This is a genomic window from Streptomyces alboflavus, from assembly GCF_000716675.1.
Lineage (GTDB): Bacteria > Actinomycetota > Actinomycetes > Streptomycetales > Streptomycetaceae > Streptomyces > Streptomyces alboflavus.
Genome location: NZ_JNXT01000101.1, coordinates 1 through 18,554, shown reverse-complemented (window position 1 = coordinate 18,554; position 18,554 = coordinate 1). Strand labels below are relative to the sequence as shown.

Below are 18,554 nucleotides of genomic sequence, written 5' to 3'. Positions count from 1 at the left end.
CCCCACGGCCCCGCACCCGGGCACCCAACCCGCCCCACCCCCCGGGCCCCCCGCACGCCGCCCAACGCGCCCCGCGAGCGAAAAGCGACCCGCGAGCTGGATCGCCATGTACCACTCCGTGGCCGACCCCACCGAAGACCCGTACAACATCACCGTCTCCCCCGACCGCCTGGACGCCCAGCTCACCTGGCTGGCCCGCCGCGGCCTGCGCGGCGTGTCCATGGACCGGCTCCTGGAGGCGTGCCGCCGGGGACAGGGCCACGGCCTCGTGGGGCTGACCTTCGACGACGGCTACGCCGACTTCCTCGACCACGCCGTGCCCCTGCTGCACCGCCACGCCTGCACCGCCACCGTCTTCGTGCTGCCGGGCCGTCTCGGCGGCGACAACGCCTGGGACCCGCTGGGCCCCCGCAAGCCCCTGCTCGACGCCGACGGCATCCGCAGCGCCGCCGAGCAGGGCATGGAGGTCGCCTCGCACGGCCTGACGCACGTCGACCTCACGCGGGCCGACGACCGGACCCTGCGCCGTGAGGTCGCGGACAGCCGGTCCGCCGTGGCCGACCTGACGGGACGTGACGTCGGCGGATTCTGCTACCCGTACGGCCACGCGGACCCCCGCGTCCTGGCCGCCGTGCGCGCCGCCGGGTACGCGTACGCCTGCGCCATCGCCCCCGGCGACCTCACCGGACCGCTCGCCCTGCCCCGCATCCACGTCGGGCAGCGCGACACCGCCCTGCGGCTGCGCCTGAAGCAGGCCACCGGCGGGGCGCGCGGCCGCACCCTGCGCCCGGACCACACCCCGCTCGCGGCGGCGGTGACCGCATGAGGGTCCTGCACATCATCACCGGGCTCGGCATGGGCGGCGCCGAGCAGCAACTGCGCCTGCTGCTCCGCCACGTACCGGCCACCTGCGACGTCCTGACCCTCACCAACGCGGGCAGCGTCGCCCGCGGCATCACCGCCGACGGCACCCGCGTCACCGACCTGGACATGGCGGGCAACCGGGACCTCGCCGCCCTGCCCCGCCTGGTCAAGCTGATCCGCGCGGGCCGCTACGACGTCGTCCACACCCACCTCTACCGCGCCTGCCTGTACGGCAGGATCGCGGCCCGCGTCGCCGGGGTGCGCGCGGTCGTGGCCACCGAACACTCCCTGGGCGACTCGCAGATGGAGGGGCGCCCGCTGACGTCCGGCGTGCGCGCCCTGTACCTCGCCGGGGAGCGGCTCGGCCGGATGACCGTCGCCGTGTCCCCGGCCGTCGGCGCCCGCCTCAACCGGTGGGGCGTGCCCTGGCAGCGCATCCGGGTGGTGCCCAACGGCATCGACGCCGAGCGCTTCCGCTTCGATGCGGCCGCGCGCGCGGCCGCGCGCGAGCGCCTCGACCTGCCCGCGGACGCGTTCGTCATCGGCGGCGTGGGGCGGCTCGCCGAGGGCAAGCGCTTCGACGTCCTGCTGCGCGCCGCCGCCCAACTCCCGTCCGACGTACGGGTCCTGCTCGTGGGATCGGGCCCGCAGGAGCCGGAGCTGCGCCGCCTCGCCGGGCGCCTCGGCCTCGCCGACCGGGTGCGGTTCGCGGGTGAGACGACGCACGAGGACGGTGGCGACGGCGGCACGGAGCACGCCGCCACGCATCTGCCGTCGCTGCTTTCCGCCATGGACACGCTGGCCTCCCCGTCCCCGGAGGAGGCGTTCGGCCTCGCCCTCGTGGAGGGCCTGTCCTGCGGCCTTCCCGTCCTCTACGCGTCCTGCCCCGCCATCGAGGGGCTGCCCGCGCACGAGCGCACCAACTCCGCGTACTGCGCGAGCGACCCCGACTCCTTCGCGCAGGTCCTCTACGGCCTGCGCAGATCAGGACCACCGCCGCAGCGCACGGCACCCGCCGCGGTGCGGCACTACGACATCACCCGCAGCGCCGGTCGGCTGATGGACGTCTACGCGTCCGTGCTCACCGGCCCGAACCAGGAGGTGAACTCCCCATGAGCGCCCCTTCGAGCGCCCCCTCGGGCACGACCACGTCCAGCACCAAGTCCAGCACCAAGTCCAGCGGTACGGCAGGGGGCACGGGCGGCACCGGCGGCACGTCGACCGCTCAAACCCCGTCCACCACCACCGCCCCGGACACCACCAACACCTCACCCCCGCCCCGCCTCCGCACCCGCCGCACCCTTCTCGCCCCCCTAGCCCCCCTCACCCGCCTCCCCCGCTGGACCGTCCTCCCGGTCTGCGCGGCCCTCGGCGCCCTCGCGGGCGGCACGTACGGGCTGCTCCAGACCCCGGAGTACACCGCCACCAGCTACGTCGTCGCCGTGCCCGGCGCCAAGGCCGACCCGGCCACCGCCCTGGGCTTCGCGCAGGCCTACGGCAGGGTCGCCACCCAGCTCGCCGTCCTCGGGGACGCCCAGGTCGCCGCGGGCGTCTCGCCCACCGAACTGCAGGACCGGGTCAAGGTCGCGACCTCGCCCGACGCCCCCATGATCTCGGTGTCCGCGTCGGCCGACCGGCCGGGCGACGCCGCCACCCTCGCGAACGCGGTGTCCCGCGCGCTGACCACGAGCGCCGCCCACACCAAGGACAGCACCCGGGTCAAGCTCCTGCCGTTCTCCCGCGCGGTCGCGCCCACCGCGCCCTCCTCGCTGTCCGCCCCGGTGACCGCCCTGGTCGGCCTGTGCGCGGGCGGCCTGCTCGGCGGCCTCGGCCTCCTGGTGCGCCCGCGCGCCGCCGCCAGGACGCTGCCCGGCAGCGCCGTGCCGGGGCCCGCGTCCGCCGAGGTCCGGGGCGGCGCGTGACGACGGCGACCCGGTCCGGGCTCACCACCGGACTCTGCGTGGACGAGGCCGAGTTCGCGTCCCTGGCCGGGCCCTGGCGGCGTCTTTACGAGCGGTGCGAGGAGGCGACGCCGTTCCAGAGCCACGCGTGGCTGACCTCGTGGTGGCGGTCGTACGGCCGTCCCGGGCGGCTGCGGGTGCTGCTCGTCCGCGACGGCGGCGACCTGGTGGCGGCGGCGCCGCTGATGCGGACGTACCGGCCGGTCCCGGCGCTGCGGCCGATCGGCGGCGCGATCTCGGACTTCGCGGACGTGCTGCTCGCCGCCGACGGCCGCGAGCGCGCGGCGGACGCCCTCACCGAGGGGCTGCGCGGGCTCGCCCGCGGCACCCTGATCGACTTCCGCGAGGCCCGCCCCGGCGCCTGCGTCGAGAGCGTGTACGAGCGGTGGCGCGGCCCGCGCCGCGAACTCACCGACTCCCCCTGCCTCGAACTGCCCCCGCTGCCCGTCGACGCGCTCCTGAAGCGGCTGCCCACGGCGACGGCCCAGCGCGCCCGCGCCAAACTGCGCAAGCTGACGGCGGTCGGCGTGCGCGCCCGGGTCGTACCCGCCGACGAGGTGGAGACCTCCGTGGCCACGCTGCTGAGGCTGCACCAACTCCAGTGGCAGGGGCGCAGGGTGACGACCGAACACCTCCGGCCGCGCTTCCGCGAGCACCTGCTGCGCTCCGTGCGCCCCATGGTGGCGGCGGGCGACGCCGTCGTCACCGAGTTCAGCGTCGACGGTGAGGTCCTCGCCGCCGACGTCACCCTGCTGTCCGCGCGGGTCGCGGGCGGCTACCTCTACGGCGCCCACCCGCGCCTGCGCGAACGCAAGGTCGACGTGGCCACGATGCTGCTCGACGCCTCCACCCGGCACACCGCGGGTGACCGCCCGCGCACCCTGTCCCTGCTGCGCGGCGACGAACCGTACAAACACCACTGGCGCCCCGACCCGGCCCCCAACCGCCGCTTCCTGCTCGCCCACGCGCGGACGGCCCCGCTGCTCGCGGCCGCCGCGGGCGAGGCGGCGGCGCGGGACTGGGCACGCGGGGTGCGCCGGGAACGGCGACTGCGGCAGCAGCGGCGCGCAGATGCGAGCCGTGGCCGTGAGGGGCGGCCCGGTGGCGGAACTTCCCCGTGAAGGTTCCGCCACCGCGCCGGGCCGAGCCACCCCCGCGACCCACGCGCCCCCTCAGGCGCGCGGCCGCTCCTTGCGCTCCCACCAGTCGAACCGCAGGCACAGCTTCCCGCCCAGCCAGTACTCGACCCAGTCGCCCAGGTCCAGCGGCGAGCAGAGCGGCGGCCGTACCGGAGTGGTCGGTTCGGTCGGCTTCGGCGTCGGGTTCACCGGCAGGCCGGAGAGCGCCTCGCGGTACACCTTGGTGGACTTGGGGTTGTCCTTGCACTGCCACACCCCGTGCGGGCAGTAGTCCGTGACCGTGTTGTACAGCGGCTTGTGCTCGGCCATCCACTTCAGCATCCGGCGCATGTACTCGTCGTTGTCGCCGTTGCGGAAGAGCCCCCATTCGGGATACGAGATGGGCTTCTTGTGGGCCTTCGCGAAATCCACGTGGTGCTGGAGCCCGTACTCCTCCGTCACCTGCTGGTCGAAGGTCACACCGCTGGGCTGGTCGTACGAATCGAGACCGATGATGTCGACGGAATCGTCACCGGGATAGCACTCGGTCCACGGAATGGCGTCCCGACCGCGATTCGGGGTGAAATCGAACTTGAATTTCTGCCCCGGCACCGAACGCATCGTGGTGACGATTCGTTTCCAGTACGTCTTCCAGGATTCCGGATCCGGACCGCAACGATGGGTGTACGTGGTGCCGTTCATCTCCCAGCCGAGCACGATCACCGTGTCCGGCACCCCGAGGTCGACAAGCCGCTTCGCGAGGACGCGGAAGTGCTCGTCGAAGAGCCCGGCCGCGCCCTGCCGCAGCATCGCGCGCACCTGCCAGTCGCCGAGGCGGTCCTCGTTGCGCTCCAGCATCGGCACGTTCAGGACGAACATCCGGTCGTCCTTGGCCTTGCGCCAGGCCGCCCAGCTCTCCAGGAAGCGCGGCGCGCCCTCGATGTTGCTCCACCGGTCACCCGGGAGGTACGTGTGCCCGACCCGCAGCTCGGTCCCGTCGAGCCACTTGCTCAGCTCGGTCATGCGGTCGACACCGCGAGGGCCGTAGTCGAGGTAGGCCCCGATGGCGGGGGCCTGGGGGTCGGCGGGCGCGGGGGTGCTCTGCGCGGGTGCGGGGGTCTGCGCGGGCGCGGGTACGGGCGTCGGGTCGTCCGTGGGCGCCTTCCCGGCGGCGTTTCCGGGAACGGCGGTCACCGCCGTCGACGCGATGATTCCGGCCGCGACGAGGGCAAGCCTTTTTCCGCGTCGGCCCAGTCGTTTACTGCGTTGGCTACGCCGTGGGTTCATGACTGCTCCTCGTGCACCGGCCACACACATCACTGACGTTCCGTCATATGTATTTCTTTTACGCCAATTGAGTCCTTAATCCTCCGTGACCGCACATCGCCCCATTGGGCGAGCGACGAGTAAGGCCGACCTTGCATTCTCTGGACACACGCGTTCCCGCGGTCCTACTGCGGATCGACCGGAATCCCTTTCACCACGGCACGCTGGGCGCGGTCCGTTCCCTGGGCCGGGAGGGGGTGGAGGTGCACCTGGTCGCCGACGACGAACACAGCCCGGTCGCCCGCTCCCGCCATCTCCACCGCATGCACCCGCCGCCCGCCCCCACGGCCACGCCCGACGACGTCCGCGCCGCCCTGCTGCGCGTCTCCGCCCGCGTCGGCCGCCCCGCCGTCCTGATCCCCCTGGACGACGCGGGCGCCCTCGCCGTCGACGCCGTCCGCGAGGCCCTCACCGACCGCTACCTGCTGCCCCGGCCCGCGCCCGGCCTGCCGGGCCGCCTCGCCGACAAGGCCGCCCTCGCGGCGCTGTGCGCCCGCCTCGGCGTGGCGCACCCGGCGACGGTCGCGCCCACGACGCCCGCCGAAGCGGCCGGGGCGGTGACGGACCTGGGCACCCCGGTGGTGGCGAAGTGGAGCCGCCCCTGGCTGCTGCCCCGCGGCAGCGGCCTGCGCAGCGCCGTCCTGGTCCGCTCCCCGCGCGAGGCGGCGGCGCTGCACGCACGCGCCACGGCCGCGGGCAGCCGCCTGCTGCTCCAGGAGTACGTCCCCGGCGGCCCCGACGCCGACTGGTTCGCGCACGGCTACGTGGGCCGCGACGGCGAGGTGTTCGGCGGCGGCACGGGCCGCAAGCGCCGGGCCCGGCCCCGCGCGGCCGGGCTCACCGCGGTCGGCGAGTGGGCGCACGACGCGGGCCTGTGGGCGCTCGTCCGGCGGCTGCTCGCGGGCCTCGGCTACCGGGGCGTGTTCGACCTGGACTTCCGCAGGGACGCCCGCACCGGCACGTACCACCTGCTCGACTTCAACCCGCGCCCCGGCGCCCAGTTCCGCCTCTTCACGGACGGCGCAGGCACCGACGTGGTGCGTGCCGCCCACCTCGACCTGACGCACCGCCCGGTCCCGGCGCAGGACCCGCTGCCGGGCCGCGCCTTCGTGGTGGAGAACTACGCACCGCTGACGGCCCTGCGCACCCGGCTCGGCCCGCGCCGCCCCCGCAGGTCCCTGCAACAGCACCCGCCCGCCGCCGAGTTCGCCTGGTCCGGCGCCGACGCCGCCGACGACCCGGCCCCGGCCGCCGACCTGTGGCGCCGCTGGCGCCGCCACGTCCTGCGCCACGCGTGCGCACGGCTCGCGGGCGGCACCCAGAACATCCTCCTGACCCTGTCCACCAGGGCACGGGAGACCTCCCCCGCCGTCCTGTCCACCCCGAACCTGACCGGCACCACTCTGACCGCCCCGAACCTGACCGGCACCACCCTGACCAGCACCACCTTGTCCGGCACCCCTCTGACCGGCACCCCCCTGACCAGCACGACGAACAGAGAGCGAGCGGTCACCGATGCATGACCTGCTGATCGTGGGAGCGGGCCCCTACGGCCTGTCCATCGCCGCGCACGCCGCGGCGTCCGGCCTGGACGTACGCGTCTTCGGCAGGCCCATGGCCTCCTGGCGCGACCACATGCCGCGCGGCATGTTCCTGAAGTCGGAGCCCTGGGCGTCCGACCTCTCCGACCCCGGCGCCCGCTACGGCCTGGCCGCGTACTGCGCCCGCGAGGGCCTGCGCGCGGAGCACGGAGTGCCGCTGCCGGTGGAGCACTTCGCCGCGTACGGCCTGTGGTTCGCCGAGCAGGCCGCGCCACCGGTCGACGAGCGCCTGATCCGGTCCGTCCGCCCGCTCACGGACGGCTTCGCCGTCACGACCGCAGACGGCGAGACCTGCCACGGCCGCACGGTGGCACTCGCCGTGGGCGTCATGCCGTTCGTCGAAATCCCCTCCCTGGTACGAAACCTGGGCCCCGACCACGTCTCGCACAGCAGCCACCACGCGGACCTCGGCCCCCTGCGCGACAAGGACGTCACGGTCCTCGGCGCGGGCCAGGCCGCCCTGGAGACGGCCGCGCTCCTCGCCGAACAGGGCACCCGCGTACGCGTCCTGGCACGCGCCCCGCAGGTGCGCTGGAACACCCTGCCGCCCGCCCTGCGCCGCCCCTGGTGGCAGTCGGCACGCGCCCCGCACAGCGGCCTCGGCTGCGGCTGGCGCAACTGGTTCTACGCCGAACGCCCCGGCCTCTTCCGCCTCCTCCCCGAACCCACCCGCGCCCGCGTCTGCGCCACCGCCCTCGGCCCCGCGGGCGCCTGGTGGGTGCGGGACCGCGTGGAGGCGGGTCCGTGCGGCACGCCGACGGCGGCAGGGGCGGCACGCTCAGCCGCCGCGATCGAGATCGTCACCGGACACCGGCTCACCGGCGCCCGCCGCCACGACGGACAGGTGCTCCTGTCCACCCACGGCCCGGACGGCGCCGCGGTCTTCGAGACCGACCACGTCCTCGCGGCCACCGGCTTCCGCGCCCTGACCCACCGCATCGACGTGCTCGACCTGGACGTCAGGGACACCCTGCGCCAACTCGCCGACGGCGCCCCGTACGTGGACACCGCCTTCGAGACCTCCCTGCCCGGCCTGTTCGTCGCCGGGCTGCCGACCGCGTCGAGCTTCGGCCCCGCGATGCGCTTCGTCCAGGGCGCGGGCTTCACGGCGGCCCGTCTCGTGGCGGGGGTACGACGGCGGGTGCGGCGGCCGGGCGCGGTGCCGGTGGCCCGGGGTGCGGGGGCCGCCGCGCCGGTGTCGTACGAGAGCGGTGCGCCCGGGCGCTGACGGGCGTCTCCTCCCGTTCCTCCCGTACGAACCACGCACGAACCACGCACGAAGCGGACGGGTCGAGGACGACCCGTCCGCTTCGCTTCCGGCGCGCTTCAGGACGTGCTGCGTCCGCGCCGGTAGAGGAGGGCCCCGCCGATCAGCAGTCCGGCGCTGGCAGCGGCGGCCGCGAGGGCGTTCTGGTCCATGCCGGTCTCGGCGAGCTGGGCGGCGTGCTCCGGGGCCTCGACGGGACGCGAGGGCCGGGCGGTCGCGGCGGCCTTCAGGAACTCCGGGGCCCGGGGGACGGTGCGCGGCGCCCGGGGCGGCTCGGGCGGCGTGACCCGCTCGACCGGAGGCACGGACTTGACCGGCGGGATGTGCGGCTTCGGCGGCTCCGGGGGCGTCTGCTCGGGGGCCTGGCCGCACTTGTTGCCGGTGGTCCCGGAGAGCGTGGCGACGACCTCGACGGCGTTGCCGCACGCGTTGACCGGCACGTCGAGCACAGCCTGGACGAGGTTGCCCGAAAGCAGCCCGGGCGAGTGGGACGCCTCACCGTGGGCGCCGGTACCGCCGTCGTCGTGCGCGGGTTCCGGAGTCGCGGGCCTCGGGGTCGCCGGCTCCGCCGCGGGCTTCGGGGCGGGAGCGTGGGCGGGCGCCGGTGCGGGTTCGGAGACCGCGCGCTCCGGGGCGGGCGCGGGGTTGGGTGCGGGCCTGGGCACGGGGGCGGGCGCGGGCTTCGGCGCGGCCTCGCGCTGCGGCGGAGCCGCACGTTCCGGTGCCCGCTCGGCGGTCGGGGACGAGGTGTGCGCGCACGAGTTGCCCATGGCCGGGTTTCCCGCGCCCACGCCGTTCACCGAGTTGCCGCAGACGTTCAGCGGCACCTCCAGCGGGGCTTGCACACTGTTGCCCGACAAGAAGCCGGGCGAGCCCGTGGCCTGTCCGTGCGCATCGGCTGCGGCGAACGCGGACTGGCCGGGCAGGGACAGGATGCTCGTGGCGGCCGCCGCCGAGAGCACCCCTTTGGTGAGGGCCTGTCGCAATCTAGTGGTCTTCCTAAGCGAAAGGGAGCCGGCCTTGGGGCCGTTGAGCGAAGGGGAGCCGGCCTTGGGGCCCGAAGGCCTGCCAAGGCCGGCGGTGACACGGCCTGGAGTGCCGAGTCGCTACGTCAGTACGTCAGTCGTTGACGCAGGTGTTGCCGAACGCCGGGTTCAGCAGCGCGATGAGGTTGGCGCTGTTGCCGCACACGTTGACGGGAACGTGGACGGGAACCTGCACGAGGTTGCCGGAGAGAACACCCGGGGAGTGGGCGGCCACGCCGTCGGCACCCGCGTCGGCGAATGCCGGGGCACCGAAGCTCAGTGCCAGGACAGCACCAGCGATGACGGTTGCGCTCTTCTTGAGCTTCACAGATCTTCCCTTCTGACCGGTCGCGCCTAAACGGCGGTGAGAGCCGGGCGGGCAGTATCTTCACCCGCACCGCGACCTGAGTCCTGACCAACGAGCACCTGGAGCAGAAGAAACCAGCAACGCCCCGGAATTCCCAGGTTCACCCGACTGCTGCCGACCAGATATTCCGTACCGGGATACAAAGATCCGTACGCGAAGAACTCGGCACCCGAATTCCCGCCGGGAACGTCCGAATTACCGTTTCGGGCATGGAAAAGCCGCCCGGGCCGCCCCGCTCGAAGGAGTCGGGGCGGCCCGGGCGGTCGCTGCGGCGTGACGGATCAGCCGTTGTGCTCGCCGTTGCCGGAGAGAACCGGGATGTCGCTGAGGATGTGCGACAGCGGCTCGTCGCCCTTGGCCTGCGTGGAGTTCTCCGTGCACTGCTGGTTCTGCGGCGCCGACAGGATCGGGATGTCCTGGACCGCGACCGGCACGACACCGACGATGGAGCCGACGTTGCCCTTGACCGGCAGGCCGACACAGGGCTTGTTCAGGGATCCCTGGACGAGGGACAGCTGCGGGCTCATGTCGCCCTTGGTGGCGGAGTTGCCGAACGCCTGCTTGGCGCCGTTCCCGCTCGCCGACTGCGTGCCGCTGTCGTCACCGATGGCCATCGCGGCAGGGGCTGCGGTGGCTGAGATACCGACGACGGAGACTGCGACCGCAGCCGCTGCCATTGCCTTCTTGAGCATTTGCTGTTCCTTTTCTGGGCAGAAGCACAGGTTGCTGCGGGCTGCTCAACTCACCGTCGGACGTTTGGTTCCGCTCATTCACTCCATCGGATCTTTTCCGAGGACCGGTGGCGCCCGGCGCATTCACATGAATGCGCACCACCACGAGCGGCGCCGTACCGAACCATCGGATTATCCGCACAACGCCATCCGCACCCATGCCCGATACGGACCCGATACAGACCCGAAACGGACCCCTATCCGGGTCATTGGTGGGCCATAAGAGTGAACAGGAGCAACCCCGCACCGCCGTGGTAGTTGCTCAGGGTGCTCCACGGACGGGGTTCATATCCAGAAGGGAAATGCTGTGCTCAAGAAGGTTATGACTGCGGCCGCGGTCACGGCTTCCGTCGTCGGTGCGTCGGCTGCCACTGCTTCCACGGCGTCCGCCATCGGTGACGACAACGGCACCCAGACGATGAGCGGCAACCACGCCGCCCAGACGTTCGGCAACTCCGCCACGTACGGGAACATGAGCCCGCAGATGGCGCTCATTCAGGGCTCCCTGAACAAGCCCTGTATCGCGCTGCCCGCCAAGGCCAACATCGGCTCCATCGTCGGTGTCGTGCCGGTCGCGGTCCAGGACATCCCGATCCTGTCGGCGCCGCAGAACCAGCAGTGCACCGAGAACTCCACGCAGGCCAAGGGCGACGAGCCGCTGTCGCACCTGCTCAACGACATCCCGGTTCTCTCGGGCAACGGCGTCAACAACCACTGACACCGGACCAAGTCCAGCGGGCCGCCACCTCTCCTCGGCGGCCCGCTGTTTTGGGCTTCCCGGACCGGTCGACGGCTCTCGTGGCGCCGCCCGCTTCTCCGCTCAGCACATTAATCGGCCGACCGGGCTAATCGCCGAAACCACGGTTCCATCGGCCAGTTGACCACCATGCGGCTCCGCAACGGAGCCTGTCTCCGAAGGGAATTCCTCACCATGAAGAAGATCTTGGCAACCGCCGCGATCGCCGCATCCGCCGCCGGCATGACGGCCGTCACCGCCACCTCCGCCATGGCCATCGGCAACGACGCGGGCACCACGTCCGTCAGCGGCAACGGCGCCGAGCAGACGTTCGGCAACTCCGCCACGCACGGCAACATGAGCCCGCAGATGTCCCTGGTCCAGGGCTCCCTCAACAAGCCCTGCATCGGCCTGCCCGCCAAGGTCAACGCCGGTTCCATCGTCGGCCTCGTGCCGATCGCGGTCCAGGACATCAACGTCCTCTCCGCCCCGCAGAACCAGCAGTGCACGGAGAACTCCACGCAGGCCAAGGGCGACGAGCCGCTGTCGCACATCCTCAGCGACATCCCGATCCTCTCGGGCAACGGCGCCGGCAACCACTGACGCACCGGGACCGAGCGCGTCCCCGTCGTCCGCAGTGCCGCACCAGGTGGCCGCCACGAACTCCGTGGCGGCCACCGCGCGTTCGGGCCGAGGGCCTTCGACGGCCCAGGCCTCAGCAGCCGAGGCGTCAGCACCCCAGGCCCCGGAAGCCGAGGCCCCAGTAGCCGAGGCCTCAGTAGCCGATGGTGAAGCGGCGCTGGACGAAGCGCGGCAGTTCCACCTCGTCGATCAGGGCGACGGCGGCGTCCTCGGCGGAGACCCGGCTGCGTCCTTCGGCGTCCAGGACGGGCTGGTCGCCACCGACCCGGAAGCGGCCGGTGCGCTCGCCGGGGGCGATGTCCTCGGCCGGGCTGAAGTAGGTCCACAGCCGGTTCGAGGTCCGCAGGACGTTCAGGGCGTCCCGGTGGCCGCGCACCGCCGCCGCGTACTCGCGAGGCAGCCCGACCTCGTCGAGGGTGGCGTGCAGCAGTTCGTCGGAGTCGGCGCGCACCACGCCCGGCGCGACCTCCAGGCTGCCCGCGCCGCCGATGACGACGAGCCGGGTGCGGGGGTGGCTCTCCAGGGCCTTCAGGAGGGCGCGCGCCACGGTGGCGTACACCGTGGGATCGGCGATCGAGCGGCGCAGCGTGTCCGCCATGTCCTGCGCGGCGTTGCCGGGCTGGAACGCGCTGATCAGGACGTCGAGTCCGGGCAGCACGGCCGCTATGGACGCCGGATCCAGGGCGTCGACCCCGGCCCAGGTGACGTTCTGCCGCCGCTCCGCGCCCGCCGCCCGCTCCGGGTCACGGCTGTACGCCTCGACGTGGTGCCCCCGGCCGACGGCCTCGGTGACGACCCGGCTGCCGATGGTCCCCGAGGCTCCGATGACTCCGATGCGCATGACTTCTCCCCTGTTCGTGTGTCCCTGCTCCGCACGTGGACATGGCGCGCCACCCCGCGGAGGGTGACACCACGCAGAAACTGTACGGCGTGAAGTTACTGCACTCCGTCGACTAAACAAACGCTGTAGAGTTGCCGCGTGACAGCGACAGGTGACGGGAACGGCCGGGATCCGCAGGTCAAGCGGGGCGAGCAGGGCGCACGGCGCAAGCAGGACGGGCAGGGCGCACGGGGCGAGCAGGGTGCACAGGGCAGAAGGGGTGCCGGGGGCGGGCTGGGCAGGCGTGAGCGGCTGCGGGTCGAGACGACGGCCGAGATCAAGAGCGTGGCGCTGGCCCTGATGGCCTCGGGCGGACCGGACGCCATCACCCTGCGCGCCATCGCCCGCGAGATGGGCATGACCGCGAACGCCATCTACGGCTACTTCCCCACCCGGGACGACCTGGTCACCACGCTGATCAACGACGTGTACACGGCCCTGGCCGACGCCGTGGACACCGCGTGGGAAACCGGCGCGCCGCTGGATCCGGCCGCACGGATCCGGTCCTGGGCGACCGCCTTCCGTGACTGGTCCCTCGCCCACCCCGAGGGCTTCCGGCTGATCTACGGCGATCCCGTCCCTGGCTACCGGGCCCCGGCCGGCGGCGCCGCCCCCGACGCCGCGCGCCGCGTCTGCACCGGCCTCGCCGGGCTCGCCGCGGCCGCCTGGCCGCACACCCAACACCTCTACGCGACCAGCGAGTTCGAGTGGTCCGACTTCGACCCCGGCCTGCTCGACAAGGTCCGCCCTGCCTTCCCGGAACTGCCGCCCGCGGCGGTCGCGCTCGCCCTGCGCATCTGGGGACGTCTGCACGGACTGGTGTCCCTGGAGGTCTACGGCCACCTGCGCACCCAGACGGTCAGCCCGCACAAGCTCTTCCAGGAGGAGCTCACCCAGCTCGTGCGCGCCCTGGCCCTCCCGGCCACCAACTGACCGCCCCGGCGCCACCGCCCCCGCTCCGGCCGGAGTCCGTCGAAGCCCCGACCCGGCCGTGGTCGGCGACGTCACCAGGTCATGGCCGTGGGATCGGCGGCGAGGGCGGCGGCGAGGAGAGCGCGGAGGTGGTCGGCCTCCGGGAGGAGCGTGGCCTCGATCTCGTCATTGGTGCGGCCGGCGAGGGTGAGTTCCTGGATGCGCCGGAACAGCAGCCGGTCCGCCGCGGCGATCAGGGCGGCGCCGGACTGGGGCGCGACGGCCGGGACGGAGTCGGGGGCAGCGGCCGTCAGTGCCGCGGCGAGTGCCTCCTCCCGCTGGTCGTGCAGTTCGCGCAGCCGCGCGGTGAGGGTGGGGCTGTCGGCGATCATGCGGGCGAACGCGATGCCGGTGAAGCCGACGACAGGGCTGTGGTCGAGGAGGGCGGCGCGGAAGGTCCGGCCCACGGCGGCGAGCGGCTCCTCGCCGGGCTCGCGCTCGGTGACGGCCCGGGCCAGGCCCCCGGTGAACGCCTCATGGTGGTCGAGGGCCAGGTCCTCCTTGTGGGGGAAGTAGTTGGTCACCGTCTTCTTGGCCACGCGGGCCGCGGCGGCGATCTCGGTGATGGTGGTCTGCTCGAAGCCCTGCTCGATGAAGAGCCTGGTGGCGCAGTCGGAGATCAGCTGCCGGGTCTCCTGCTTCTTGGACTCACGGAGCCCCATCTCAGTAGTCATGAAGGAATCTTACATCCAACGTAAAAATATGCTTGACGAACTGAGGGGCTGGGCCTAAAGTTACGTCCGTTGCAAAAATCTCCTCAGTGAACGGACTGCTTTTGCGCAAGCTCACGCACCTCGTCAGCACCACCATCGCCACGGAGTTCGCGGACGCCCTTCCCGCTCCGGACCGCGCGGCACTCGGCCTCGCGGACACGCTCAAGTCGACGCTTCGACACGGTCCGGACGGGGCGGGGTACGGACGCCCCGGTCTTCAGCAGCCCGTCCGCCCGGCCGCGGCGAATCGTTCCGCCCCGCACGCTCGCCACCAGCGCGGACCCGGTCGTCGAGGCAACAGGTGAGGACCCACTCACCCGCGTGAGTCGTCCTCACCCGCGTGAGTCGTCCGCCTCGGCAGACCGCCGAGGTCGCACCACCGGTCCCGCACCCGCACCCGCACCCGCACCCGCACCCGCAGCACCCACCACACCCGCCTCTGCCACACCCAAACCTCTGCCAGGAGTAGCCCTGAACGTCACCGCCTCCACCGTGTCCCTGACCGTCGCCGACGTCGCCGCGTCGCGGGAGTTCTTCCACACCCACCTCGGCTACCAGGTCGCCATGGCCGCCGACGGCTTCGCGTCCCTGACCCGCGGGGACGCCGCCGCCGACATCGTGCTGCTCCAGCGCGGCAGCGAGGTGCTCCCCCCTGAGCAGCGCGACCAGCAGGCCACGGGCCTGATCTTCGCGCTCACCGTCACCGGCATCGAGGCCGAGGAGCGGCGCCTGCGCGAGGCCGGCGCCCCGATCACGATGCCGCTGCGCGAGGAGCCCTGGGGCGAGCGCCTGTTCCAACTGACCGACCCGAACGGCGTGGTGGTCCAGTTCGTCGAGTGGGCCACGCAGGAAGAGCCCACGCAGGGCGACTGACCCACGCGGCGCGACCAGCCCGCCCCTTCCTCACTCACGGACCCGACCCTTCTCACTCACGGAGACGACTTGCCCCTGCGCATCACCGCCCTGACCGACCCCGAAGAGACCTCCGCCGCCCGCCGCCTGGCGTGGCTGGCCACGGGCCCCGACGGCAGCCCCGCCGGGTACGCCTTCCTGCGCCTGTTCACCAAGGAGGGCCAGCGCCACCTCGCCGAACTGGACGTCCAGGTCCACCCCGCCGAGCGGCGCGCGGGCGCGGGCACCCTGCTGCTCGAAGCGGCTGTCGAGGCTGCCCGCCGGGACGGCCGCAGGACCGTCGTCGCCCAGGCCCCGGCCGACTCCTCCGGCGCCGCCTTCCTCACCGCCGGAGGTTTCCGCGTCGCGCTGACCCTCACGTACGCCCGGCTCCCACTGGCCGACGCGGACCTGCCCGAGCTCACCGCCGCCACCGAGAAGCCGCACCCCGGCTACCGCCTCACGGCGTGGGAGGGGAGGGTGCCCGAGGAACTCGCCGATACGTACGCGGCGTCACGCCGGGCCATGGACGACATGCCCATGGGGGCGGTCGACTACGGCACGGTGGTCTGGGACGTCGACCGGATTCGGGCCGCGGCGGACGCCGTCTCCGCGCGGGGCGACATCCTCCACACCGTGGCGGCCGTCGACTCCTCGGACGGGACCGTCACCGGCTTCACCGAACTGGTCGTCCCCGGCGACGGCACGGGCGACGCCCAGCACTACGGCACGGCCGTGCTGCCCGAACACCGCGGCCACGGCCTCGCCCGCTGGATGAAGGCCGCCTCGATCGTCGCGGCCCGCGAACGCCACCCCCACCTCGGCGGCCTGCTCACCGACACCGCCGACAACAACCCGCACATGCGCCGCGTCAACGACGAACTCGGCTACCTGCCGACGCACACGGCCCACGAGTACCAGCTCGACCTGTAGGCGGGCCTCCCTCGCACCGGGCTCAGGCCACGCCGGGCCCGCGCACCGAGACCTTCGAGCGGAACCTCGGTGTACGGGAGGGCCATCGGGGGCACTCACCCATCATGAAGATCCTTTTTCTCCTGGCGCTCGTAGGCATCGCGGTCACGCTCTGGTCCCTGCGATCGAACAAGCGCAAGTAGCGAAGCACCACAGCGTGCGCCCCCCCGACCGCGGGCCCGGAAGTCGGCGGTATGGGAAGCAGAGACCAAAAAAGCCCCCCTGAGCTGCATTACCGCAGCTCAGGGGGGCTTTCCCGATGTGGAGCCTAGGGGAGTCGAACCCCTGACATCTGCCATGCAAAGACAGCGCTCTACCAACTGAGCTAAGGCCCCGCGTGCGCCGAAGCCGTGGCGAAAAAATCGCGCCTCGGCGGGCGTCGGGGACCAGAGTACCGGGTCACCCCCCAGATCTCGCAAAAGGATTGGGGCTCCCCGTGCGCGACCACTCTCCGTAAGATGCTCGACGTGGTTCGCGGCAGCGAACCACGTCTTAGGGGAAGCGATGGGGAGACGCAAGATGGACGCTGCACAACAAGAATCAACCGCGAGAGCACGCGAGCTCCAGCGGAATTGGTACGGGGAGCCACTGGGGGCACTGTTCCGTCGCCTCATCGACGATCTGGGCCTGAACCAGGCACGGCTCGCCGGGGTGCTCGGGCTCTCCGCACCGATGCTGTCGCAGCTGATGAGCGGCCAGCGCGCCAAGATCGGCAATCCGGCCGTGGTCCAGCGGGTGCAGCTCCTCCAGGAGCTGTCGGGGCAGGTCGCGGACGGCAGTGTGAGTGCCGCCGAGGCGACGGACCGCATGGACGAGATCAAGAAGTCCCAGGGGGGTTCCGTACTGACCAACACCACCCAGTCGACCACGAGTTCAGGCGCACCCACGGTGAAGCGCGTGGTGCGTGAGATCCAGTCGCTGCTGCGCTCCGTCGCGGCGGCGGGCGACATCATCGATGCCGCGGACACGCTCGCCCCGACCCACCCGGAACTGGCAGAGTTCCTTCGGGTATACGGAGCGGGCCGCACCGCGGACGCCGTCGCCCACTACGAAGCGCACCAGAGCTGAGCCGCCGGCCGGGCCGCTGCCGGGCGGCCCGGAAGGGGAGCGGGCACGACCATGGGTGAGGTCTTCGCCGGGCGGTACGAACTCGTCGACCCGGTCGGACGCGGGGGAGTGGGCGCCGTATGGCGTGCCTGGGACCATCGCCGCCGCAGATACGTGGCGGCCAAGGTGCTTCAGCAGCGCAACGCTCACACTCTGTTGCGTTTCGTGCGGGAGCAGGCACTGCGGATCGACCATCCGCATGTGCTCGCTCCCGCCAGCTGGGCCGCCGACGACGACCAGGTCCTGTTCACCATGGAGCTGGTCACCGGCGGCTCGCTCGCCCACGTCATCGGTGACTACGGCCCCCTCCCCGCCCACTTCACCTGCACGCTCCTCGACCAGCTCCTCTCCGGCCTCGCCGCCGTGCACGCGGAGGGCGTCGTGCACCGCGACATCAAGCCCGCGAACATCCTCCTGGAGGCCACCGGGACGGGACGCCCGCACCTGCGCCTGTCGGACTTCGGCATCTCCATGCGCAAGGGCGAGCCACGGCTGACCGAGACGGACTACGTGGTGGGCACCCCCGGGTACTTCGCACCCGAGCAAATGATGGGCGCCGAACCGGACTTCACCGCCGACCTCTTCGCCGTCGGCCTCGTCGCCCTGTACCTCCTGCAGGGCGCCAAGCCCGACGCCAAGGCCCTGATCGAGCACTTCGCGGCCCACGGCACCCCCACGGCGCCGCAGGGCGTGCCGGAGCCCCTGTGGCAGGTCATCGCCACCCTCCTGCAACCCGACCCACAAGCGCGGTTCCGCACCGCCACGGGGGCCCGCAAGGCGCTCGCCTCCGCCGCCGAGATGCTGCCCGAGCCCGGGCCCGACGACGAGCTCGTCGAGATCTTCGACCAACTCGCCCCGCTGCCCACGGGGTTCGGCCCCGACGGCCCCCTCACCCGCGCCCCTCAACCACCTCCGTCCCAGCCACCACCCCCCACGTCTCCCTCCTCGTCGACCAACTCAGCCTCCGTCACCCCACCCCCGCCTCTGTCCCACCCGTCCACGGGACAGCTGCTGACAGGCCACCCGTCCACGGGACAACCACCGACGGGACAACCACCGACGGGCCACCCGGCCACGGGCCACCCGGCCACAGGTCACCCGGCCGCAGGCCACCCGGCCACAGGCCACCCCTCCACAGCCCGGCCCGCCACGCCACTCCCGCCCCCGGTCCAGCCCTCCGTCGGCCAGCCCTTCTCCGCCCAGTCGCCCACCGGTCAGCCCTCCGCCGACCGGCCCTCGGCGCCGCACCACCCCGTACAACCGCCATCGCCCCCCGCGCACCCCCCGATGTCGGAGACCGGCAGCTTCCACCTCCCCCCACCGATCCCGCCCCACCAGGCGCCACCCCCACCACCCGCGCAGCCACCCACTCCCCCTACAC

General features: G+C 72.7%; 19 protein-coding genes and 1 tRNA gene. 13 read left to right on the top strand and 7 right to left on the bottom strand.

What is annotated here, in order from left to right; genetic code table 11:
• Positions 1 to 106 precede the first annotated feature (106 nt).
• The 4 genes from OO63_RS39625 to OO63_RS39610 are packed head-to-tail and all read left to right on the top strand — an operon-like array spanning position 107 to position 3,946.
• Entirely contained in the window at positions 107 to 826 is a 720-nt protein-coding gene (locus OO63_RS39625; protein WP_033264919.1) for a polysaccharide deacetylase family protein, read from the top strand.
• Positions 823 to 1,980 carry a glycosyltransferase gene (locus OO63_RS39620; protein WP_030357732.1) on the top strand — a complete coding sequence of 386 codons (1,158 nt, stop codon included), beginning with the start codon at positions 823 to 825 and terminating at the stop codon, positions 1,978 to 1,980. The genes OO63_RS39625 and OO63_RS39620 overlap by 4 nt, the downstream gene beginning before the upstream one ends.
• Positions 1,977 to 2,786, top strand: coding sequence for a YveK family protein (locus OO63_RS39615; RefSeq protein ID WP_106983316.1), 810 nt, complete (start codon positions 1,977 to 1,979; stop codon positions 2,784 to 2,786). The genes OO63_RS39620 and OO63_RS39615 overlap by 4 nt, the downstream gene beginning before the upstream one ends.
• Entirely contained in the window at positions 2,783 to 3,946 is a 1,164-nt protein-coding gene (locus OO63_RS39610; protein ID WP_030357734.1) for a GNAT family N-acetyltransferase, read from the top strand. Before OO63_RS39615 ends, OO63_RS39610 begins: the two co-directional genes overlap by 4 nt.
• Before the next feature lie 51 nt (positions 3,947 to 3,997).
• Here the strand turns inward: OO63_RS39610 and OO63_RS39605 are convergent, their stop codons facing one another.
• Positions 3,998 to 5,230: a glycoside hydrolase family 26 protein gene (locus tag OO63_RS39605; RefSeq protein ID WP_030357735.1), complete on the bottom strand. Its 1,233-nt coding sequence runs from the start codon at positions 5,228 to 5,230 to the stop codon at positions 3,998 to 4,000.
• A 131-nt stretch (positions 5,231 to 5,361) separates the two neighbouring features.
• Here OO63_RS39605 and OO63_RS39600 point away from each other — a divergent pair, with 131 nt between their 5' ends.
• Positions 5,362 to 6,792 carry a carboxylate--amine ligase gene (locus tag OO63_RS39600; RefSeq protein ID WP_234311113.1) on the top strand — a complete coding sequence of 477 codons (1,431 nt, stop codon included), beginning with the start codon at positions 5,362 to 5,364 and terminating at the stop codon, positions 6,790 to 6,792.
• On the top strand, positions 6,785 to 8,098 hold the full coding sequence (locus OO63_RS39595; RefSeq protein WP_033264918.1) for an NAD(P)-binding domain-containing protein: 1,314 nt from the start codon (positions 6,785 to 6,787) through the stop codon (positions 8,096 to 8,098). Before OO63_RS39600 ends, OO63_RS39595 begins: the two co-directional genes overlap by 8 nt.
• A gap of 98 nt (positions 8,099 to 8,196) precedes the next feature.
• Here the strand turns inward: OO63_RS39595 and OO63_RS47485 are convergent, their stop codons facing one another.
• The 3 genes from OO63_RS47485 to OO63_RS39580 form a co-directional block, all read right to left on the bottom strand.
• On the bottom strand, positions 8,197 to 9,123 hold the full coding sequence (locus OO63_RS47485; protein ID WP_030357738.1) for a chaplin: 927 nt from the start codon (positions 9,121 to 9,123) through the stop codon (positions 8,197 to 8,199).
• A 133-nt stretch (positions 9,124 to 9,256) separates the two neighbouring features.
• Positions 9,257 to 9,490, bottom strand: coding sequence for a chaplin (locus tag OO63_RS39585; RefSeq protein WP_030357739.1), 234 nt, complete (start codon positions 9,488 to 9,490; stop codon positions 9,257 to 9,259).
• 320 nt (positions 9,491 to 9,810) lie between these two features.
• Positions 9,811 to 10,221: a rodlin gene (locus OO63_RS39580; protein WP_030357740.1), complete on the bottom strand. Its 411-nt coding sequence runs from the start codon at positions 10,219 to 10,221 to the stop codon at positions 9,811 to 9,813.
• Positions 10,222 to 10,567: 346 nt separating this feature from the next.
• On the opposite strand from OO63_RS39580, the gene OO63_RS39575 reads away from it, so the two are divergent.
• Positions 10,568 to 10,978 (top strand): rodlin, encoded by a 411-nt coding sequence (locus OO63_RS39575; protein WP_030357741.1) that lies wholly within the window; start codon positions 10,568 to 10,570, stop codon positions 10,976 to 10,978.
• Positions 10,979 to 11,191: 213 nt separating this feature from the next.
• Positions 11,192 to 11,599: a rodlin gene (locus OO63_RS39570; RefSeq protein ID WP_030357742.1), complete on the top strand. Its 408-nt coding sequence runs from the start codon at positions 11,192 to 11,194 to the stop codon at positions 11,597 to 11,599.
• 172 nt (positions 11,600 to 11,771) lie between these two features.
• Here the strand turns inward: OO63_RS39570 and OO63_RS39565 are convergent, their stop codons facing one another.
• Complete coding sequence (locus tag OO63_RS39565; protein ID WP_030357743.1) at positions 11,772 to 12,479, bottom strand: NAD(P)-dependent oxidoreductase; 708 nt, start codon at positions 12,477 to 12,479, stop codon at positions 11,772 to 11,774.
• A 138-nt stretch (positions 12,480 to 12,617) separates the two neighbouring features.
• Here OO63_RS39565 and OO63_RS39560 point away from each other — a divergent pair, with 138 nt between their 5' ends.
• A complete protein-coding gene (locus tag OO63_RS39560; protein ID WP_346009355.1) occupies positions 12,618 to 13,451 on the top strand; it encodes a TetR/AcrR family transcriptional regulator in 834 nt (277 codons plus the stop codon).
• Between the two features lie 71 nt (positions 13,452 to 13,522).
• Here the strand turns inward: OO63_RS39560 and OO63_RS39555 are convergent, their stop codons facing one another.
• Positions 13,523 to 14,152: a TetR/AcrR family transcriptional regulator gene (locus OO63_RS39555; RefSeq protein WP_030357745.1), complete on the bottom strand. Its 630-nt coding sequence runs from the start codon at positions 14,150 to 14,152 to the stop codon at positions 13,523 to 13,525.
• A 522-nt stretch (positions 14,153 to 14,674) separates the two neighbouring features.
• On the opposite strand from OO63_RS39555, the gene OO63_RS39550 reads away from it, so the two are divergent.
• A complete protein-coding gene (locus tag OO63_RS39550; RefSeq protein ID WP_030357746.1) occupies positions 14,675 to 15,076 on the top strand; it encodes a VOC family protein in 402 nt (133 codons plus the stop codon).
• Between the two features lie 69 nt (positions 15,077 to 15,145).
• The gene (locus tag OO63_RS39545; protein WP_030357747.1) at positions 15,146 to 16,027 is read left to right on the top strand and encodes a GNAT family N-acetyltransferase; all 882 of its coding nucleotides are present in this window, start codon (positions 15,146 to 15,148) and stop codon (positions 16,025 to 16,027) included.
• Positions 16,028 to 16,328: 301 nt separating this feature from the next.
• Here OO63_RS39545 and OO63_RS39540 read toward each other — a convergent pair.
• Positions 16,329 to 16,401 (bottom strand) — tRNA-Ala (locus OO63_RS39540).
• 184 nt (positions 16,402 to 16,585) lie between these two features.
• On the opposite strand from OO63_RS39540, the gene OO63_RS39535 reads away from it, so the two are divergent.
• Together OO63_RS39535 and OO63_RS39530 are read left to right on the top strand one after the other, a co-directional pair.
• Positions 16,586 to 17,134: a helix-turn-helix domain-containing protein gene (locus tag OO63_RS39535; RefSeq protein ID WP_030357748.1), complete on the top strand. Its 549-nt coding sequence runs from the start codon at positions 16,586 to 16,588 to the stop codon at positions 17,132 to 17,134.
• A 51-nt stretch (positions 17,135 to 17,185) separates the two neighbouring features.
• Positions 17,186 to 18,554, top strand: a 1,369-nt coding sequence (locus tag OO63_RS39530) for a serine/threonine-protein kinase (RefSeq protein WP_051811697.1), incomplete at its 3' end; no start/stop codon positions are given.